The sequence below is a fragment of the Amycolatopsis sp. NPDC031561 genome, from assembly GCF_055580625.1.
The window spans coordinates 224,282-241,877 of record NZ_JBVILA010000009.1; the positions used below are offsets into that span (position 1 = coordinate 224,282).

Consider the following 17,596-nt stretch of genomic DNA (forward strand, 5'->3'; position numbering starts at 1 on the left):
CTCCCCCCTTCTCCCCCCCCCCCCCCCCCAACCCCCCCCCCCCCCCCCTCCCCCCCCCCCCCCCCCCCCCCCCCCCCCACCCCCGGCAGCACGAAAGAGAGCAAGGGACCTTTGCTGTCACTCTCCCCCGGAGAGTGAAAGCAAAGGTCCCTTGCTTCTCTCACGGCCTGGACCACCTTGCCGGTTCACCTAGAATTCATCTTGTGACAGCCGAGACCCTGCCGCGCAAGAACGTCCCTTCGACCACTCCGGCCGCGCTCGGGCTCGGCGACCGTCCCGCGAAAGCCGGGCCGGACGATCCGGCGGCCACTCACGTCCGGGTCAAACTCGATGTCGAGATCCGCGCGCTCCTCGCGCACGAGCCCGGCACCAAATCCGGCGCCGACCCCGAAGACCTGCATCAGATGCGGGTCGCGCTGCGCCGGATGCGGAGCGTCCTCAAGCTCTCCGGCCGCCTCGTCGGCCCGGACGCCGAGCCCGTCCGCGCCGAACTCGGCTGGCTCGGCCAGTCGCTCGGCGACGTCCGCGACTTCGACGTCCTGATCGGGCACCTCCGCGAGGTCGTCGCCGAGTTCGAGGTGCGCGACCAGCCCGCCGCCCGCCGCCTGGTTTCGAAATTCGTCACTGACCGCGGTGTCGCGAAACGGCGGCTCACCCGCGCGCTCGCCAGCCCCCGGTACGCGTCGATGCTGCAGGACATCGGCCGTCTCGCCCGGCAACCCGCCGCCGAAGAACCCACGTCCGAAGCCGCTCCCACGTCGGCCGACCTGGTCGCCGGTCTCGCGAAGCCGCATCGAAAGCTCGCGAAGGCCGTGAAGGCGCTTCCCTCCGATCCCCCGGACGACGACCTTCACGCGCTTCGCATCTATGGCAAGAAGCTGCGCTACGCAGCCGAGATGGCCAAGCCCGCCGCGAAGAAGAAGCAGGCGGCGAGGATCCAGCAGCTGATCAAAGCGACGAAGGACCTTCAGACCGTTCTCGGAGACCACCAGGACGCCTGTATCGCGGCCGATCGCATGCGCGACGTGGTGAGCTCCGTCGATTCCGAGGTCGCCTTCATCGCGGGCCGGGTCGCGGAGAAGGAGTTGCTGCGCCGAGCCGAGGTCCGTGCCGTGTGGCGCGACGTCTGGGCGGAGGTCGACGCCGCCGCTCAGGCGGTGAGCCCGCGAACGTAACCGTCCGGGCGGATCAGTACCTGCCGCCCGTTCCCGGCTTCATACGCGGCGAAGGCGTGCCCACCGACGTCCTCGAAGTCCTCGTCGGACAGCGTGCTGCCCGCGGGAAGGATCCGGCGCGCGCCCTCGGGAGCGGGACCGTCGCCGAACACCAGCACCGTCGCCCGCGGACCGCGCAGCAGCTCGAACAGCCGGACGGGCTTGCCGTTCGCGTCCTTCAGCGGCGCGTCCGGCGCGCGGTCACCGGGACGGATCCGGCCGGACGCCTCGGGCGCGAGCGGTCCACCGCGGTACCCGATGTCGAGCTGGCGGGTGTTCTCGCCACGCTCGTGAGCGTCGTCCGCTCCTGCTTGGTACTTCTCGAGGATCTCCGTACTGATCTTCAACACCCGCGCGGCGACCCCTCGCCGCTCCGGCTCGTAGCTGTCGAGCAGCTCGCGTGACCCGTCGGCGAGCTTCCAGCCCAGGTTGTACGCGTCCTGCACGCCGGTGTTGAGCCCCTGCCCGCCGGTGGGCGGGTGGGCGTGCGCGGCGTCGCCGGCGAGGAACACGCGGCCGTCCCGGAACCGCTCGGCCAGCCGGATGTTCGGCCGCCACACCGTCGACCACGTCAGATCGTGCAGGCGGACCCCGCCGCCGGACAGCTCGTCGAGCCGGGCCTGCAGCGTGTCCAACGACGCCTCGATCTCCTCCTCGCCGAGCGGCGCGCCGAACTGGAAGTGCGGAACGCCGGGCAGCGGCGTGAGCACGATCCCCGACATCGGGTCCTCGGGCTTCGCGAACCAGTGCCCGTACGCGCGATCGAGGCCCTCGGCCTGGACATCGCCCAGCAGCATGCGGATCGACTCGTCGGTAGTGCCCTCGAACGCGATGCCGAGCGCCTTGCGCACGAAGCTCTTCCCGCCGTCCGCGCCGACGAGGTAGTCGACCCGGATCCGCTCGCCGGGCAGTTCCGCGGTCACGCCGTCGGCGTCCTGCTCGAAGCCGATCAGCGGGGTGCCGAGTTCGACCCGGACCCCGAACTCGGCGAGCCGGTCCCGCAGGATCCCCTCGGTCCGCGACTGGCCGAGGAAGTAGCTGTTCGGATAAGGCACGGCCGGGGTCGGCTCGGTGAGCTCGGCCATCATCCGCTCGCCGACGACTTCGCCGCCCAGGTGGATCTTCAGGGGCACCGGCGCCTGCCCGGCGGCCAGCACCGCGTCCAGGACGCCGAGGTCTTCGAAGACCTCCAGCGTGCGCGGCTGCAGACCGTCGCCGCGTGAACCCTCGAAAAAGGTCTCGGCCTTCTCCACTATCCGCACGTCGACACCGCGACGTGCGAGGTCGATGGCCAGCGTGAGCCCGGTCGGCCCCGCCCCCGCGATCAGCACCTTGGTCATCTCACCCTCCAGTGAATTATGATTCAGTGAATCTCTATTCACTATGGTCGTTGCTAGCCTTCCTCGTCAAGGAGGTGCCGATGACGGCGACGAGCCGCAAGGAGAAGGCGGCGGAGACCGAGGCCGCGCTCAAGGACGCGGCGAAGCGCGTTTTCGCGGCGAAGGGGTACCTGAACACCAAGATCACCGACATCACGGCGGAAGCCGGACGCGCGGCGGGGTCGTTCTACAACCACTTCGCGGGCAAGGAGGAGCTGCTCGAAGCGCTCCTCGCGGACCTCGCGGCGGCGAGCGACGTCAACGCGTCCCTGCCGGAGCACAAAGCCGACTTCACCGACCCGGACGCGGTGCGCTGGCACGTCCGCGAGTACTGGAACTTCCATCGGGACAACGCCGCGACGATGCTCGCGCTGCGCCAGGCCGCGATGGTCAGCGACGACTTCGCGCGCACCTTCGCGCGGTTCGGCGCCGAGCAGGCGGCCGACATCCTCGACCACCTCGAGTACATCACCGCGGCGGGGATGGAACTCCCGGCGTCGGAACGGCTTTCGCTCGCGATGATGGCCGAACTGGTCAATGGCTTCGCGCACACGTGGCTGCTCGACCCGTCATCGGCCTCCGAAGAGGAAGCCATCGAAGCGCTCACGCGGTTCATCTACCGGGGGTTCACGGGCCGCGACGCGGTCTGACCTCCGCCGCCTCCCCAATGTCATGAAAGGGGCTTTCAGGACATATTTCGTCCTGAAAGCCCCTTTCATGACATCCGGTCAAGAGGAGGTGAGCCGCTCCGCGGCAGCGTCGATCCGCTCGTCCGTCGCCGTCAAGGCGATCCGGACGTGCCGGCCGCCCGTCGGCCCGTAGAACGTGCCCGGCGCGGCGAGGATGCCGCGATCGGCGAGCCAGTCGACCGTGTCGAGCGCGGATTCCCCGCGCGTCGACCAGAGATAGAGCCCCGCCTCCGAGTGCGAGATCTCGAAACCGCTGTCCAGCAACGCCTTCCGCAGCACCAGCCGACGGCGCGCATAACGTTCCCGTTGGACGGCAAGGGCTTCGTCGTCCTTCAGCGCGGCGACCATGGCCTCCTGCACCGGACGCGGCACGATCAGCCCGGAGTGCTTGCGGATCTCCAGCAGGCCGGCGACGAGTTTCGGGTCGCCGGTGACGAATCCGGCGCGGTAGCTGGCGAGGTTCGCCGACTTCGACAGCGAGTGGACGGCCAGCAGGCCGTCGAGGGAGCCGCCGTGCACGGACGGGTGCAGGATCGACACGGGCTCGTTTTCCCAGCCCAGCGCCAGATAGCACTCGTCGGAGACCACGACGACGTCGCGTTCCCGCGCCCATTCGACCACTTTGCGCAGATGGTCGACGCCGAGCACGCGCCCGGTCGGGTTCGACGGCGAGTTCAGCCACAGCATCGACGGCCGCTGCGGGCCGAGCGCGAAGGTGCTGTCCGCGCGAAGCAGGGAAGCACCCGCCATCAGCACGCCGACCTCGTACGTCGGGTACGCCACCTCGGGGATGACAACGAGGTCACCCGGGCCGAAGCCCAGTTGCCGAGGCAGCGAAGCGACCAGTTCCTTCGAACCGATCGTCGGCAGCACGGCCGCTTCGGGAACGCCCTCGACGCCGTGTCGCCGCGAAAGCGCTTCGATCGCGGCGGCCCTCAGCTCGGGGATGCCGTGCGTGGTCGGGTACCCCGGGATCTCCGAAACGGACGCGAGCGCCGCGCGGATGCTCTCGGGGACCGGGTCCACCGGCGTGCCGATCGACAGGTCGACGATGCCGCCGGGATGCGCCTGGGCCTTCGTCTTGGCTTCGGCGAGGGAGTCCCAGGGAAAATCAGGAAGTGCGACCCGGCTCATTCGCCCTGCGGGGGAAGAGCCTTGATGAAGGCGGGATCGTGGCTGGTCTTGCCGACCTTCGAAGCACCACCGGGCGAGCCGAGTTCATCGAAGAAGTCGACGTTGGCCTTGGTGTAGTCGTTCCACTCGTCGGGGACGTCGTCCTCGTAGTAGATCGCCTCGACGGGGCAGACCGGCTCGCAGGCACCACAGTCGACGCATTCGTCCGGGTGGATGTACAGCATGCGGTCACCCTCGTAGATGCAGTCCACGGGGCACTCGTCGATACACGCCTTGTCGAGCACGTCGACGCAGGGCTCGGCGATCACGTAGGTCACTGCGCACTCCTGCTTTATCTCTGCTTCACCAGTCTGCAACGGACATTACGCGCCCACGGGCGCGACCGGCCCGCTTAGGCCACCCTTATCCGTACCCCGGGTATGGGCTTTCAGCGGTCTTTCCGGCGAGGCGGCGGAGTGGCCCTGCTGTCCCCGGTGATGACGAACTTCGGCGCGGCGGGTTTCGCCTTTTCGGCCTCCGCCTCCTCGACGGCCTTCTCCGAGCCCAAAGCCCGGTTGAAGCCGTCGGAGATCTCGCGGACCAGGTCTTCGTTGTGCCGGTCGTCCTTGCGCGCGATGCTCATCGGGTTCCTCCCACTGCCTTCCTTGGCACAATCTAACCGTGAACACTGCGGAAATGCTCGAGCTCGCCTGCAGCCAGGCCTGGACGCCCCTGCTGGAGAGCCGGATAGGCGACTGGAGACTGCGCTGGGCGGACGGGTTCACCGCCCGGGCGAACAGTGCCCTGGCGATCGGTGACCCGGGAAAACCGCTGCCAGAGGCCCTGCGGGCGGTCTGTGACTTCGCACACGATCATGCCATCCCGCCCGTCGTTCAGGTGATCCAGAACACGTCCGTCGAAGACGAAATCGCCGCGAACGGCTGGGTCCAGTATGTGGAACACCGCCCCGCGCACGAGGTTCGCCTGATGACGGGCCCGCTCCCACACGGGACCTCGGCGGGAGCGGTGATTTTGGACGAGCCGACGCCCGGATGGTGGGAACTGACGACCGGCGGCACTGAGCCGGAGGACGGGCCGCGGCACGTCCTCGGCACCGGCAAGATCGGCTTCGGGGTCGTGGAGCTCGACGGCGTCACGGCCGGGGCGGTGCGCGGCGCGATCGTCGGCGAGTGGCTGCACGTCGCCCGGTTGGAGGTCCGGGAGGAGTTCCGGCGGCGGGGGCTGGCAAGCGGGCTGATGAACGCCGTGGGCGCCTGGGCCGCCGGTCAGGGTGCGAACGGGATGCTGCTGCAGGTCGCGGTGGCGAACTCCGGCGCGCTGAAACTCTACGAAGACCTGGGCTGTACGGAGCACCACAGGTACCGCTACTGGGCCCCGGGTCCGGACGCGTGCGAGGATCGCCCGTCGTGAAGGTCGTCATTTTGGTCGGCGGAGTGGGCGGGGCCCGCTTCCTGCTGGGGGTCAAGCAAGCACTGGGTCTGCCCGCGATCGGTTCCGCCCCGGAATCGCCGCACGAGGTGACCGCGCTGGTGAACACCGGGGACGACGTGTGGATGCACGGTCTGCGCATCTGCCCGGACCTGGACACCTGCATGTACACCCTCGGCGGGGGGATCGACAAAGAGCGCGGCTGGGGCCACTCCGGCGAGACCTGGACCGTCAAGGAAGAGCTCGCGGAGTACGGCGCCGAGCCGACCTGGTTCGGCTTGGGCGACAAGGACATCGCGACGCATCTGATCCGCTCGCGGATGCTGCGCGCCGGCTATCCGCTCTCGCAGGTCACCGAGGCGCTGTGTGACCGCTGGCAGCCGGGCGTGCGCCTGCTGCCGATGTCGGACGACCGCGTCGAAACGCATGTCGTGATCGATGACCCCGAGAACGCCGACCAGCAGAAGGCCATCCACTTCCAGGAGTGGTGGGTGCGCTATCGCGCCGAGCCGAAGGCGCACTCGATCATCGCCGTCGGCGCCGACGAGGCCAAACCGGCGCCGGGCGTGCTCGACGCGATCGCGGGCGCCGACCTCGTGCTGTTCGCGCCGTCCAATCCGGTGGTGTCGGTGGGCACGACCCTCGGCGTCCCGGGAATCCGCGACGCGCTGCGGAAGACGCGTGCCAAGGTCGTCGGCATCTCGCCGATCATCGGCGGGAAGGCGTTGCGCGGTATGGCCGACGCGTGCCTGAGCGCGATCGGCGTGGAGACCTCGGCCGAGGCCGTCGGCCGGCATTACGGCTCTCGCAAGGAATCCGCGGAGGGTGTGCTCGACGGCTGGCTGGTCGCCGAAGGTGAGACCGTGGACGTGCCGGGAGTCGCCGTCCGCGACGTCCCGCTGCTGATGTCCGATGTGGACGCGACCGAGGCGATGGTGCGCGCCGCTTTCGAGCTGGCCGGAGTTTCTGTTGACTGACCACGCTGCCGCGAAGATCGAGATCCTGCCGGTCGAAGGTCTCCCGGAATTCCGCCCCGGCGACGACCTGACCGGGGCCTTCGTCGACGCGGCCTCGTGGCTGCGCTCCGGCGACGTCCTGGTCGTGACCAGCAAGATCGTCTCCAAGGCCGAGGGCATGCTCATCCGCGTCCCGGCCGACCCCGAAGAGCGTGACGCCGCCCGGCGCAAGCTCGTCGAGGACGAGTCCGTCCGCGTGATCGCGCGGATCAACCGGACGGTGATCACCGAAAACCGGCTCGGCATCGTGCAGGCCGCGTCCGGGGTGGACGCGTCGAACGTGGCCTCGGGCGAGGTCGCGCTGCTGCCGTCCGATCCGGACGCCTCCGCGCTCGCGCTGCGGAACGGCTTGCGCGAGCGGCTGGGCGTCGAGATCGCCGTCGTGGTCACCGACACGATGGGCCGCGCGTGGCGGGTCGGGCAGACCGACGCCGCGATCGGCTCGTCCGGCCTGCGGGTGCTGCATTCGTACGCGGGCGAGATCGACGGCCAGGGCAACGAACTCGCGGTCACCGAGGTGGCGATCGCCGACGAACTCGCCGCCGCGGCGGATCTGGTCAAGGGCAAACTCGGCGGGACACCGGCCGCCGTCGTCCGCGGGCTGCGCCTGACCGACGACGGGTCCACCGCCCGCAAGCTGATCCGCCCGGTCGAAGAGGACCTGTTCCGGCTCGGTACCAACGAAGCCCTCGCGCAGGGCCGCCGGGAGGCGGTGCTCGCGCGCCGCTCGATCCGGTCGTTCACCGACGAGCCGGTCGATCCCGAGGTGCTGCGCCGCGCGGTCGGGATCGCGCTGACAGCGCCCGCGCCGCACCACACGAAGCCGGTCCGATTCGTGTGGCTGCGCGAGGAAGGCTTGCGCCACAAGCTTCTCGACGCGATGAAGGCGTCTTGGCAGGCCGACCTCGAAGGCGACGACTTCACCCCCGAGCAGGTCGCGAAGCGCCTCAGCCGCGGCGACATCCTGTACAACGCGCCCGAGGTCGTGGTGCCGTTCCTCGTCGCCGAGGGTGCGCACACCTACCGCGACGACCGGCGGAACGCCTGCGAGCACACGATGTTCACCGTCGCCGGTGGCGCCGCGGTGCAGGGCCTGCTGGTCGCGCTCGCCGCCGAAGACCTCGGCTCGTGCTGGATCGGGTCGACCATCTTCGCCGCCGACCTCGTCCGCGAGGTCCTCGGCCTGGACGCGCGCTGGGAACCGCTCGGCGCGGTCGCGATCGGGCACCCCGCCGCCCTGCCGCCCGCGCGCGGCCCCGTCGAACCCGGTGAAGGACTTCTCGAACTGTGACCCTGCACGAAGACACCGTGTCCACTTTGTCCAGTTGGCGACCGGCGGGCGCCGCGCAGGAATCCTTGCGCCAGGCCTATTTGGGCTTCCTCGCCGCCCGCGACGACGTCTGCCGCCGCGAATGCGCGGCCGGGCACATCACCGCGTCGGCCGTCCTTCTCGACGCCGACGCGGAGAACGTCCTCCTCACGCTGCACCCGCGGGTCGGGCGCTGGCTTCAGCTCGGCGGGCATTGCGAGCCGGAGGACACCACGCTCGCCGCGGCCGCTTTACGTGAGGCACAGGAGGAATCCGGCATCGACGACCTGGTGATCGACCCGGTCCCGGTACACCTCGACGTCCACCCGATCACCTGCTCGCTCGGCGTGCCGACCCGGCATTTCGACGTCCGTTTCGCGGTGCGCGCGCCGCGGGACGCACAACCGGTCCAAAGCGACGAATCGGACGATCTTCGTTGGTGGCCGGTGAATTCCCTGCCGAAAGGGTCGGAAGATCTCGCCGAACTGGTGGAAGCGGCCCTCCCCGCGACGTCCGGCCGTTAGGGTGTCGGCTGACGTTCAAAAGGGGGAATGATGCTGACGACGCTGACGCCATACCTGGACCGGGTCCGGGTCCACAGCAGCGGGGACGGTGACGGCGCCGGCTGGGTCCTGCTGATCTTGGCGATCATCATTATCATCATCGTGGTCGTGGTGATCATCGTGAAGGTCAACCAGGCGAAGAAGCCGCCGATGACCTTCCCGCAGAACCCGAACTTCGGCGGTGGCGGCCCGGCTCCGGGCTTCCCGCCCCCTCCGCCGCCCGCCGGTGGCCCCGCCCCGCAGGGCAACTGGCAGCAGCAGCCCGGCTTCCCGCCGCCTCAGCCCGGTTATGGCCAGGCGCCCGGCTTCCCGCCGCCCCCGGCCCCCGCTCCGATGGGTTTCGCGCCGCCGCCCGGCGCCCCCGGTCCTTTCGGTGCGCCCGACATGTCGCAGCCGCCGATGCCCCAGCCGTCGATGCCGCAGCCTTCGATGCCGCAGCCTTCGATGTCCCAGCCCGGTTTCCCGCCGCCGCCTCCGCAGGCCGGGCCTCCGGTCGACGGCAGCGCCGACCGCACGCAGGTCGTGTCCCGGCAGCAGCAGGCGGACGCCGGCGCCGATCGCACCCAGGTCGTCGCCCCCGCGGGCGGTGACCGGACGCAGGTGGTGCCCGGCGGCGGGGGTGACGCCACCCAGGTCGTCCCCGGCGGCGACAGGACCCAGGTACTCCCGCCCCGCCAGTAACCCGAGCAGGGAGAAGAACCGCATGGTCAGGGTCGACCCGAACTCCTCGGTCCCGCCCTTCGAGCAGGTCCGCACCGCCTACGCGACGCGGATCAACGACGGCTCGCTGCCCGTCGGAGCGAAGCTCCCGACCGTGCGGAAACTGGCCGAGGACCTCGGCATCGCCCCGAACACGGTCGCCAAGGCCTATCGCGAGCTCGAAGAAGCGGGCCTGATCGAGACCCGTGGCCGAGCGGGGACGTTCGTCAGCGCCGTCGGCGACGAAACCCGCGAGCGGGCCAGGCAGGCGGCCGCCGACTACGCCGCGCTGACCAGGAAGCTGGGCCTCGACCGTGACGAGGCGAAGGCGATCGTCGACGCGGCCCTGGGCTGATCCGTTGCAGCCTCCGCCCGGTCGGTGATCGCCGGACCGGTTAACCTCGGGACATGGTCTTCCTTCTCGTACTCGTGGTCGGTTTCCTGGTCTTGGCCGGGATCGGGGTCGGCGTCTACTTCCTGGTGAAGTCGAACAGCAAGCAGCCGCCCGCGCTCCCCCACCACCAGTACCCGCAGCAGCAGCCGCAGTACCCGAGCCAGCAGCAGCCCTACCCGCCGCAGGGCTGGGGCAACTGAGTCACATCGCGCGGTAGTCGCGGAGTTCGATCTTCGGCCCGAACCTGGGGCGGCGGAATCCGGCCGTCGACAGGTAGCGCACCGCGCGCTGGCGCTGCGGCGAATACGGCGCCAGCACCTCGGACATCCCGGCGTCGTCGAGTTTCGTGCCGACGAGCGCGTGCCCGACCATCGACGGGATGTTGTAGTCGCCGAAGCTCACCGCGTCCGGGTCTCCCCAGGCGCGCTGCGCGATCTCCGACGCGGTCCAGACGCCGATGCCGGGCACCTTCCGCAGCCAGGCCCGGCCTTCGGCACCCTTGAGTTCGACGGCCTTCTCCAGGCGGGGCGCCACGCGGGCCGCGGTGATCAGCGTCGTCCGCCGTTTCAGGTCCACCCCGGCGCGATGCCATTTCCAGTCCACAATGGAGCGGATGGCGACGGGTGTCGGCGGCACGCGCAGCCGTGACGGCCCCGGCCCTGGCGCCTGTTCCCCGAACCAGCGGCACAGTTCGCTCCACGACCGCAGTGCCTCCGTGCTGGTCACCTTCTGTTCCAGCACGGCGAGCACCAGCGCGTCCCACACCCTGCCAGTCGAGCCGAGGCGCAATCCCGGATTGAGGCGCCGCGCCGACGCGATGACATCGTGGTGCGCGACGAATTCGGAGTCGTCGTCCTGCGCGCCCAGCATCGCCGGGACACCGTCGAGCAGCCTGTCCGCGCCGGGCCCCCAGGCCTCCGCCTCGATCTCGCCGTCCGCGCGCCGCAGCAGCGCGAGCGTGCCCGCGCCGTCCGCGGTGTTGGCGGCCAGCCAGGTGACCCCGCCCTCGGTGCGGACGACGTTGGGCGAGCGCGACCCACGGCTCAACGGACCCAGCACCGTGTCCAGGTCGAGTTCGAAGCCGGGGCGGAACAGCACACGGTGAAACTACCCGGCACTCGGCTAGGGTTGTCCGGGCCACCCGAACCGTAAGCCGATGGAGGACACCGACGATGACCGAGCGACCGGCGAAGGCCTCGATCGTCAGCGGGTACTTCAACCCGCTCCACCAGGGCCACCTCGACCTGTTCGAGGACGCGCAAGCGCGGTCCGGCTACCTGATCGTCATCGTGAACAACGATCACCAGCAAGTGCTCAAAAAGGGCAGGGTGATCCAGACCGAGGACATCCGGGCCAGGATCGTCCGCGCGCTGCGCATCGTCGACGACGTGTACGTCGCCGTCGAGCAGGGGCCGGGCATCAACGAATCGTTCGACCTGATCCGGGCGGCGTACCCGGACACGGAGCTCGAGTTCTGCAACGGCGGCGACAGGCGCAGCGTCGACGAGCTTCCCGCCGACGAGATCGAGGCGGGCGCCCGCAACAACATCGCGCTGCTCTACGGCATCGGCGGCACGGACAAGGCCGACTCCAGCACCCGGATCCTGTCGGACATGGAAGCCTGAGTTCTCCGCGGCCCGCCAGGTGCTCGCCGACATTTGTCGGAAGACGTTTGCGGGTCTGCTGACGGCGGCCGCTCCTAGGGCCTACCCTGAACACAACACAGTCGGCCCTGAACCCAGAGGGCCCCAGGTCAGTCGGGAGGCCTAGGGGAATGGACCCCCGTGCTCGGGCGGACGCCTTGCTCGCACGCGCCAGCGCGCGTGGAGCCTTCGTCGTGACACCGGACAACGCGACGTCGCCGATGGACTCCGCGAACACCCAGCAGATCCCCCGATCGGTGGTCGCCGAAATCGACCGTTCATCGGACCCGGACACGACCACCCAGCTACCGGCCTCGCTGATCGCGGAGAACGATCACCCGCTGGCGGGGCCCGAACCGACGACGCGGATGGACCTGCCGCCGGCGCGGGGCGAGGGCTCGACGCAGCCTCAGCCGTACCCGCGCCGTCCCGGCATGCAGCCGACCAGGCCGTTGCCGCAGGCGACGACCCCTCTCACCCGGCGGCCGCCCGCCGCGCCGGTGAGGAGCCCCCTGATCGAGCATCCGGAGCCGGAGACCGCCGAGAACGAGGTCGGCGGCCTGGTCCCGACGGTGAAGCAGAACCCTTCGGGGCGTTCGAACCTTTCGCGCCGGCTGGACGGCATCTAGCCCCTCGCGCGCGCTATGAAAGTCCCCTTCATTGCAAATTTTGCAATGAAGGGGACTTTCATAGCGTTCAGGGACCCACCACGTCAGCCAGCCCGGATCACCCGATCGATCTCTTGGATCGCCGCGCCCCCGCCGTAAGTGGCGTTCGACAGCATGGCGACATCCAGCCCCTCACCCGGATAGTGCCGCGCGAGCGAGCAGACGCCGGCGTTGCCGCCGTCCTTGTAGTAGTTCCACACCGAACCGTCCTGCTCCAAGGTGAATTCGAGGCCGAAGCCGTACCAGACGCCCTCGCTGTGGAGCACCTGCGGCGTGAGGAACTCCTTCGTGCGCTCCGGCGACAGGAGCCGTTCTTCGCGGATCGCCCGCAGAAACAGGACGAGGTCGCCGACGGTGCAGTAAGCACCCCCATCGGGTGAACCGATCGGCGGGTAACTGAAGATGTTCTGCTTCCACCCGGTGACCAGGTCGCCATCGAAGATCTCGTCCCAGCCCTCGGCGACCCTCGGCTGCGGATCGCGCCGGTCGAAGAAGCCCGACTCGGTCATTCCCGCGCGGTCGAGCACGGTTTCCCGGACATACTCGCGATAGGGCCCGCCGACGATCGCCTCGATCACCAGACCGGCGAGGACGTATCCCGAATTGCAGTACCGGCAGCCCTCGCCGGGCGCGAAATTCGCTGCCCGGTAAGCGAAATTGGGCAGGTGGTCACGCGTGTTCACGACCGAGTACACCGGCTTGTCGACCCACAGCGCCTCATAGCTCTCGCCCGCCTCTTCGTCGGCGTCGTCGGCGATACCGGAAGTGTGCGTGAGCAGCTGCCGCGTCGTCGCCCCGGTCGCGATCGCCGTTCCGGTGAGATCGATGATCTCGCCGATCGGGCGGTCGAGGTCCAGCCGTCCCTGCTCGACCAGCTGCAAGGCGGCGATCGCGGTGACGACCTTGGTGATCGACGCGGTGTCGTACCGGATGTCCGGCGCGTTCGGCACCGACCAGCGGCGGCTGGCCAGGCCGTATCCGCGCTCGAACAGCGTCTCGTCGCCGCGGCGGATCAGCACGACCCCGGAGAAGCGGTCCTCCCCGGCACGTTCGGTCAACCAGGCGTCCAACTCGGCGAAGTCCATGCACCGACGGTAACGACGGCGGGTTCGCGATTCGCGTGAGTTCCGTTGACCGGAACGGCTACTTCTTGCGCGTCTCCAGCTTGAGCCGCAGCGCGAGACCGGCCTTCACCGCGAGCATGACCGGCTTCCACAGGAGGCCGCGGTGACGGTCCGCGAGGTAGCGGTACGCACTGTCGTGGTGCGCGCGCAGCATCTTCTCCGAAGCCTGCGAAGTCGAGTGCCCGCCGATGTGCATGACGCTCGACGACGGCGCGTACACGTTCAGCCAGCCCGCGCGGGACAGCCGCTCGCCGAGGTCGACGTCCTCGAAGTACATGAAGTAGCGCGTGTCGAATCCGTCGACAGAGTCGAAGGCCTCGCGACGGAACAGCTGGCAGGACCCGGAAAGCCAGCCCGCCGTCCGCTCGACCGGGGTGCCGGTCTCCTGCCGGTACTGGCGCGTCCACGGATTGCCCGGCCAGATCTTGCCGAACGCCGCGTGCCCGATCCCCCGGCCGAACGACGGCAGCAGCCGGGCCGACGGGTAGACGGTGCCGTCGAGGTCGTGGATGAGCGGCCCGAACGCGCCACCGCGCGGCCAGCGCCCGGCGACCTCCAGCAGCGCGTCGAGCGAACCGGGTTCCCATTCGAGGTCCGGGTTCACCACGACGACCCAGCCGTAGCTGTCGTCGAGCTCCGCGACGCCGCGGTTGGCGGCCGTGCCGTAACCGACGTTCTCGCCGATGCTGAGCAGCTTGACGTTCTCCCGGCGGGCGGCCTTCTCCGGCGCGCCGTCCGTGGAGTCGTTGTCCGCGACGACGACCTGGACGTCCCGGTCCGTCGCCTTCTCAAGCGTGTCGAGGAACTTCTCGAGGGTCTCGCCGGGGAAGTACGTCACGGTCACGACGGCGATCCCGTCGCCGTAGCTGGGGTGCTCAGTCACGCGGCCATTGTCCACCCGTCACCGAACGCGACTCCGGCCCCCACCCCCGACGCCGACGCCGACGGGCGATACCAAAGGTCCCTTGCTTCCCGAGTGGCCGCTCCGGTCGCTAGAAAGGCGAAAAGCCCGCGAGACGACCGTCCGGACGCGTCGCGGGCTCCCATACTCGGCCCCACCGGGACCTCGCGCTCGAAGGATACTTCCCTTCTCAACCGAAGTACCACCCCACGCGATAGCAAAGGTCCCTTCAGCCCGCCCGCCGCTGCGCATGCCGATACCAAGCCTTCGCGTAGGCCTCCCGATGGCGCTCCGCGGTCGTCGCCCACGAGAACTCCTTCGCCCGCAGCTGCGCGGCTTCGGCCAGTTCGGCCCGCCGCGCGGGAGCGTCGAGCAGTTCCGAAATGGCCGCCGCGACATCTCCGGCACCGACACCGCAGTACGCGACCGCGTCCCCGCCGACCTCCGGCAGCGAAAGCCGCCGGGTCGTGAGCACACTCGCGCCGCACGCCATCGCCTCCAGCACCGGCAGCCCGAATCCCTCGCCCAGGCTCGGGTACGCGACCAGTTCAGAGCCGCCGAGAAAGCCGGCGAGGGTGTCGAACGGCAGATAACCGGCCCGGATCACCCGCAGCCGGTGCGGCACGGCGTCCAGCGCGCGCTCGACCTGCGAATCCCAGCCCGGCTGCCCGGCCAGCACCAGCGCCGGCGGGTTCGGCCTGCCGATCACGGCGTGCGCGAAGCCGCGGATCAGCGCCGGGACGTTCTTGCGCGGTTCCAGCGCGCCGAGGAAAGCGACGTAAGGCGTCTTCCCGAGTCCGACGGCCTGGCGCGCGGCCTCGATTTCGGCGGGGGACGGCGGATGGAACCGATCCGGTTCGACGCCGTGGTGGATGATCTCCAGTTCGGCCGTCCGCACCTGGCCGACGCGCTCCAGTTCGGCCGCCGTCGCGAGGCTCGGGACGACGCACAGGGTCGCGCGGCGAAGCGCCGTCGCGGTCCAGGCGCGGAAGAAGCGCGCCTTCACCGAAGAGTGCAACACCGCGTCGGTGAAGAAGGTCGCGTCGTGCAGGGTCACCACCGAGGCGGCCGGGCTGGCCAGCGGCATCGTGTAGTGCGGCGAGTGGACGACGTCGGCGGCGAGCCGCCGCACCAGCCGGGGCAGGGTCGCCTGCTCCCAGGTCAGCCGGGCCGTCCTGGTCGACGTCGAGGGTGAAGTGGGCACGATCCGCGCACCGGGCGCCAGCCGGTCGTAAAGCACCGCGTCCCGCGGCTGGCAGACGACGGTGATCCGCGCGCCGTCCTCGTCCAGCGCCGCGACCAGCGAATCCACGTAGCGACCGACGCCACCCCGGTCGGCCGGGACGGCTGTCGCGTCGATCAGCACGCGAGGGTCATCGCTCACCCTCGCAGGGTACGACGGCGCCCCTCCCCTGCGGAGGGGAACCGACAAACTAACCGCGCAGGTGAAGGCCCCAAACGGCGGAAGCGGCACGCTGCCAGGTGAACTCACTCGAACGGCTGAGACCGCGGTCACGCAGCGACGCGGCTTGCTCCGAATGGTCCAGTACGCCTCTCAGCGCGTCGGCAAGCGCTTGTGCCTCGCCGACCGGGACGACGACGCCCGCTCCCCCGGCCACCTCGACCAACGCCGGGACGTCCGAGTGCACGACCGGCACCCCTGCCGCCATCGCTTCGATCAGCGGCAGCCCGAAGCCCTCCGCACGGCTCGGCATCGCCAGCACCGACGCGCCCCGCAGCACGAACGCCAGTTCCGCGTCGCTCACCTTCCCCAGCACCCGGACGTCGGCGCCGTGCTCACGCGCCAGGGCCGCCGGATCGATCCCGCCCCAGCCGGGCTGCCCGGCCAGCACCAGCGGCACCCCGATCCGGCCCGCGGCGTCGATCAGCACGTCGATGCCCTTGCGCGGCTCGATCGTCCCGATCGCCAGCACGTACCGCTCCGGCACCGTGACCTCGGCGAACTCCCCGAGCGGCCGAACGCCGTGCGGAATCACGCGCAGCGGCACCGAGACCGGCACCAGCCCGGCGAGCTCGTCCGCGATCGCTCGCGTCGGCACGGTCACCGCGGTCGCCCGCGCCGCGGCCCGCGCGATCACCGCCTTGTGCCACGCGACGCCGCGCGGGGTCAGCGTCTCGGGATGCGTCCACGGCACGGTGTCGTGCACCGCGACCGACAGCGTCCGCCCCTTCGGCACCCGGGCGGGCGCGAGCGGGGTCGGCGCGTGCACCGCGTCGCCGCCCGGCCACCACGGCAGGCCCAGCTGCCAGGCCGCGATCAGCGCCCGGGGCGGGATCGGCAGCACGCGCGGCCCCTCGACCCCTTCGACGACCGCGGCTTCGACAGCGTCGATGCCGGTATGCCGTGCGACCACGCTCGACACCGTCCAACCGGGCGGCGCGGTCTCGGCGAGCGCCCGCAGCAGCTCGCCGGTGTAGCGGCCGGTCCCGCCGGGGACGGGCGCCAACAGCTGCTCGGCGAGCACGACCAGTTCGGGCATGGTCTCTATTCTCTCTGGCATGACCAGCACCACCGTCGTCGTGGTCACCTGGCGCGGCGCCGCGCACATCACCGACTGTCTCGACGCCCTCGCGGCGCAGTCCCGTCCGCACCGCACCCTGGTCGTCGACAACGCCTCCGACGACGGGACGGCCGCGCTGCTCGCCGCCCACCCGTCGAAGCCCGAGGTGCTCCGGCTGCGGCGCAACACCGGTTACGCGGGTGCCATCGCCGCCGCACTGGACAAAGTGGACACCCCACTGATGGCCTGGCTGAACGACGACGCCGCGCCCACCCCGGACTGGCTCGCGACCTGCGAAGACACCCTCGGGAACGCCCCGCTCGCCGCTGCCGTGAGCGCGCGGCTGACGCTGGCCGACGGCACCGTCCAGTCCACCGGCGTCCGCCTGACCGCCGACGGGCACGGCGCCGACCTGCCCGAACCCGCCGCCGAGGTCTTCGGCTTCTGCGGGGGCGCGGCGGTACTGAACGTGGAGGCGCTCCGCTCCATCGGCGGCGTCCCGGCCTCCTACTTCTGCTACTACGAGGACACCGACACCGCCTGGCGCCTCCGCCTCGCGGGCTGGGACGTCGTCGGCGCCGAAGCCGATGTCACCCACCTGCATGGCGCGAGCACTCAGCCGGGTTCGGTCCAGTTCCACCTGTGGAATGAACGCAACCGCCTGCTGACCCTCCTCCGGTGCGCTCCGCGCCCGGTGGCGATCCGCCAGCTGGTGAAGTTCGCCGCGCTGACCGCGATCCTCCCTCTCCGCGGGAAACCGCACGCGCCGAACTTCCGTCTGAGCCTCCGATGCCGGGTACTGGGCGCCGTCGCCGCCCGCCTGCCGCGCACGCTGTTCGAGCGGCGGGCCATCGGGCGCCGCGCGGCGCTCGACCGAGGCGCGGTCTGGGAGGCGTGGGCCGGGCTTTAAGCT

21 protein-coding genes are annotated in these 17,596 nt (G+C 70.3%); 12 read left to right on the forward strand and 9 right to left on the reverse strand.

From position 1 onward, the window contains the following. Window positions 1–203 precede the first annotated feature (203 nt). Entirely contained in the window at window positions 204–1,175 is a 972-nt protein-coding gene (locus ACZ5IK_RS20825; protein ID WP_465489143.1) for a CHAD domain-containing protein, read from the forward strand. Here the strand turns inward: ACZ5IK_RS20825 and ACZ5IK_RS20830 are convergent. After that, a complete protein-coding gene (locus tag ACZ5IK_RS20830) occupies window positions 1,151–2,554 on the reverse strand; it encodes an FAD-dependent monooxygenase (RefSeq protein ID WP_465489144.1) in 1,404 nt (467 codons plus the stop codon). The two genes, ACZ5IK_RS20825 and ACZ5IK_RS20830, sit on opposite strands and share 25 nt — an antisense overlap. Window positions 2,555–2,634: 80 nt before the next feature. Between ACZ5IK_RS20830 and ACZ5IK_RS20835 the strand changes: the two genes are divergently transcribed. Continuing rightward, on the forward strand, window positions 2,635–3,243 hold the full coding sequence (locus ACZ5IK_RS20835; protein ID WP_465489145.1) for a TetR/AcrR family transcriptional regulator: 609 nt from the start codon (window positions 2,635–2,637) through the stop codon (window positions 3,241–3,243). Window positions 3,244–3,321: 78 nt separating this feature from the next. On the opposite strand, the gene dapC is transcribed toward ACZ5IK_RS20835, so the two are convergent. The 3 genes from dapC to ACZ5IK_RS20850 form a co-directional block, all read right to left on the reverse strand. Then, window positions 3,322–4,416 (reverse strand): succinyldiaminopimelate transaminase, encoded by a 1,095-nt coding sequence (gene dapC, locus ACZ5IK_RS20840; RefSeq protein ID WP_465489146.1) that lies wholly within the window; start codon window positions 4,414–4,416, stop codon window positions 3,322–3,324. Next, complete coding sequence (gene fdxA, locus ACZ5IK_RS20845) at window positions 4,413–4,733, reverse strand: ferredoxin (protein WP_016331413.1); 321 nt, start codon at window positions 4,731–4,733, stop codon at window positions 4,413–4,415. Before fdxA ends, dapC begins: the two co-directional genes overlap by 4 nt. 110 nt (window positions 4,734–4,843) lie before the next feature. Further along, window positions 4,844–5,038, reverse strand: a complete 195-nt coding sequence (locus ACZ5IK_RS20850; protein WP_465489147.1) for a hypothetical protein — start codon at window positions 5,036–5,038, stop codon at window positions 4,844–4,846. A 53-nt stretch (window positions 5,039–5,091) separates the two neighbouring features. Between ACZ5IK_RS20850 and ACZ5IK_RS20855 the strand changes: the two genes are divergently transcribed. The 7 genes from ACZ5IK_RS20855 to ACZ5IK_RS20885 are packed head-to-tail and all read left to right on the forward strand — an operon-like array spanning window position 5,092 to window position 10,025. Next, a complete protein-coding gene (locus ACZ5IK_RS20855; protein WP_465489194.1) occupies window positions 5,092–5,826 on the forward strand; it encodes a GNAT family N-acetyltransferase in 735 nt (244 codons plus the stop codon). After that, a complete protein-coding gene (cofD, locus tag ACZ5IK_RS20860; RefSeq protein WP_465489148.1) occupies window positions 5,823–6,821 on the forward strand; it encodes a 2-phospho-L-lactate transferase in 999 nt (332 codons plus the stop codon). The genes ACZ5IK_RS20855 and cofD overlap by 4 nt, the downstream gene beginning before the upstream one ends. Continuing rightward, on the forward strand, window positions 6,814–8,151 hold the full coding sequence (locus ACZ5IK_RS20865; RefSeq protein WP_465489149.1) for a coenzyme F420-0:L-glutamate ligase: 1,338 nt from the start codon (window positions 6,814–6,816) through the stop codon (window positions 8,149–8,151). The genes cofD and ACZ5IK_RS20865 overlap by 8 nt, the downstream gene beginning before the upstream one ends. After that, window positions 8,148–8,693, forward strand: a complete 546-nt coding sequence (locus ACZ5IK_RS20870) for an NUDIX hydrolase (protein ID WP_465489150.1) — start codon at window positions 8,148–8,150, stop codon at window positions 8,691–8,693. The genes ACZ5IK_RS20865 and ACZ5IK_RS20870 overlap by 4 nt, the downstream gene beginning before the upstream one ends. A gap of 30 nt (window positions 8,694–8,723) precedes the next feature. Next, the gene (locus tag ACZ5IK_RS20875) at window positions 8,724–9,413 is read left to right on the forward strand and encodes a hypothetical protein (protein ID WP_465489151.1); all 690 of its coding nucleotides are present in this window, start codon (window positions 8,724–8,726) and stop codon (window positions 9,411–9,413) included. 22 nt (window positions 9,414–9,435) lie between these two features. Beyond that, complete coding sequence (locus ACZ5IK_RS20880) at window positions 9,436–9,786, forward strand: GntR family transcriptional regulator (RefSeq protein WP_101612436.1); 351 nt, start codon at window positions 9,436–9,438, stop codon at window positions 9,784–9,786. A gap of 53 nt (window positions 9,787–9,839) precedes the next feature. After that, complete coding sequence (locus tag ACZ5IK_RS20885) at window positions 9,840–10,025, forward strand: hypothetical protein (RefSeq protein ID WP_465489152.1); 186 nt, start codon at window positions 9,840–9,842, stop codon at window positions 10,023–10,025. Between the two features lies 1 nt (window position 10,026). Here ACZ5IK_RS20885 and ACZ5IK_RS20890 read toward each other — a convergent pair whose 3' ends face one another. Next, the gene (locus ACZ5IK_RS20890) at window positions 10,027–10,923 is read right to left on the reverse strand and encodes a DNA-3-methyladenine glycosylase family protein (protein WP_465489153.1); all 897 of its coding nucleotides are present in this window, start codon (window positions 10,921–10,923) and stop codon (window positions 10,027–10,029) included. A 74-nt stretch (window positions 10,924–10,997) separates the two neighbouring features. On the opposite strand from ACZ5IK_RS20890, the gene ACZ5IK_RS20895 reads away from it, so the two are divergent. Both ACZ5IK_RS20895 and ACZ5IK_RS20900 read left to right on the forward strand, forming a co-directional pair. After that, on the forward strand, window positions 10,998–11,450 hold the full coding sequence (locus ACZ5IK_RS20895) for an adenylyltransferase/cytidyltransferase family protein (RefSeq protein WP_020633630.1): 453 nt from the start codon (window positions 10,998–11,000) through the stop codon (window positions 11,448–11,450). A 149-nt stretch (window positions 11,451–11,599) separates the two neighbouring features. Next, entirely contained in the window at window positions 11,600–12,097 is a 498-nt protein-coding gene (locus ACZ5IK_RS20900; protein WP_168214497.1) for a hypothetical protein, read from the forward strand. Between the two features lie 83 nt (window positions 12,098–12,180). On the opposite strand, the gene ACZ5IK_RS20905 is transcribed toward ACZ5IK_RS20900, so the two are convergent. From ACZ5IK_RS20905 to ACZ5IK_RS20920, 4 genes are all read right to left on the reverse strand, one after another. Then, window positions 12,181–13,221, reverse strand: a complete 1,041-nt coding sequence (locus ACZ5IK_RS20905) for a serine hydrolase domain-containing protein (protein ID WP_465489154.1) — start codon at window positions 13,219–13,221, stop codon at window positions 12,181–12,183. A 58-nt stretch (window positions 13,222–13,279) separates the two neighbouring features. Then, window positions 13,280–14,143: a glycosyltransferase family 2 protein gene (locus ACZ5IK_RS20910; RefSeq protein WP_174720511.1), complete on the reverse strand. Its 864-nt coding sequence runs from the start codon at window positions 14,141–14,143 to the stop codon at window positions 13,280–13,282. A 247-nt stretch (window positions 14,144–14,390) separates the two neighbouring features. After that, complete coding sequence (locus tag ACZ5IK_RS20915) at window positions 14,391–15,527, reverse strand: glycosyltransferase family 4 protein (protein ID WP_101612432.1); 1,137 nt, start codon at window positions 15,525–15,527, stop codon at window positions 14,391–14,393. A 67-nt stretch (window positions 15,528–15,594) separates the two neighbouring features. Continuing rightward, entirely contained in the window at window positions 15,595–16,662 is a 1,068-nt protein-coding gene (locus tag ACZ5IK_RS20920; RefSeq protein WP_465489195.1) for a glycosyltransferase family 4 protein, read from the reverse strand. Between the two features lie 19 nt (window positions 16,663–16,681). Between ACZ5IK_RS20920 and ACZ5IK_RS20925 the strand changes: the two genes are divergently transcribed. Further along, window positions 16,682–17,593 carry a glycosyltransferase family 2 protein gene (locus tag ACZ5IK_RS20925; protein ID WP_465489155.1) on the forward strand — a complete coding sequence of 304 codons (912 nt, stop codon included), beginning with the start codon at window positions 16,682–16,684 and terminating at the stop codon, window positions 17,591–17,593. The last annotated feature ends 3 nt before the right edge of the window (window positions 17,594–17,596 follow it).

Coding starts and splice junctions, on each gene's coding strand:
- ACZ5IK_RS20830 (WP_465489144.1), bottom strand. CDS start 2,554: ATGACCAAGGTGCTGATCGCGGGGGCGGGGCCGACCGGGCTCACGCTG.
- ACZ5IK_RS20835 (WP_465489145.1), top strand. CDS start 2,635: ATGACGGCGACGAGCCGCAAGGAGAAGGCGGCGGAGACCGAGGCCGCG.
- dapC (WP_465489146.1), bottom strand. CDS start 4,416: ATGAGCCGGGTCGCACTTCCTGATTTTCCCTGGGACTCCCTCGCCGAA.
- ACZ5IK_RS20850 (WP_465489147.1), bottom strand. CDS start 5,038: ATGAGCATCGCGCGCAAGGACGACCGGCACAACGAAGACCTGGTCCGC.
- ACZ5IK_RS20855 (WP_465489194.1), top strand. CDS start 5,092: ATGCTCGAGCTCGCCTGCAGCCAGGCCTGGACGCCCCTGCTGGAGAGC.
- ACZ5IK_RS20875 (WP_465489151.1), top strand. CDS start 8,724: ATGCTGACGACGCTGACGCCATACCTGGACCGGGTCCGGGTCCACAGC.
- ACZ5IK_RS20880 (WP_101612436.1), top strand. CDS start 9,436: ATGGTCAGGGTCGACCCGAACTCCTCGGTCCCGCCCTTCGAGCAGGTC.
- ACZ5IK_RS20885 (WP_465489152.1), top strand. CDS start 9,840: ATGGTCTTCCTTCTCGTACTCGTGGTCGGTTTCCTGGTCTTGGCCGGG.
- ACZ5IK_RS20895 (WP_020633630.1), top strand. CDS start 10,998: ATGACCGAGCGACCGGCGAAGGCCTCGATCGTCAGCGGGTACTTCAAC.
- ACZ5IK_RS20900 (WP_168214497.1), top strand. CDS start 11,600: ATGGACCCCCGTGCTCGGGCGGACGCCTTGCTCGCACGCGCCAGCGCG.
- ACZ5IK_RS20905 (WP_465489154.1), bottom strand. CDS start 13,221: ATGGACTTCGCCGAGTTGGACGCCTGGTTGACCGAACGTGCCGGGGAG.
- ACZ5IK_RS20920 (WP_465489195.1), bottom strand. CDS start 16,662: ATGCCCGAACTGGTCGTGCTCGCCGAGCAGCTGTTGGCGCCCGTCCCC.
- ACZ5IK_RS20925 (WP_465489155.1), top strand. CDS start 16,682: ATGACCAGCACCACCGTCGTCGTGGTCACCTGGCGCGGCGCCGCGCAC.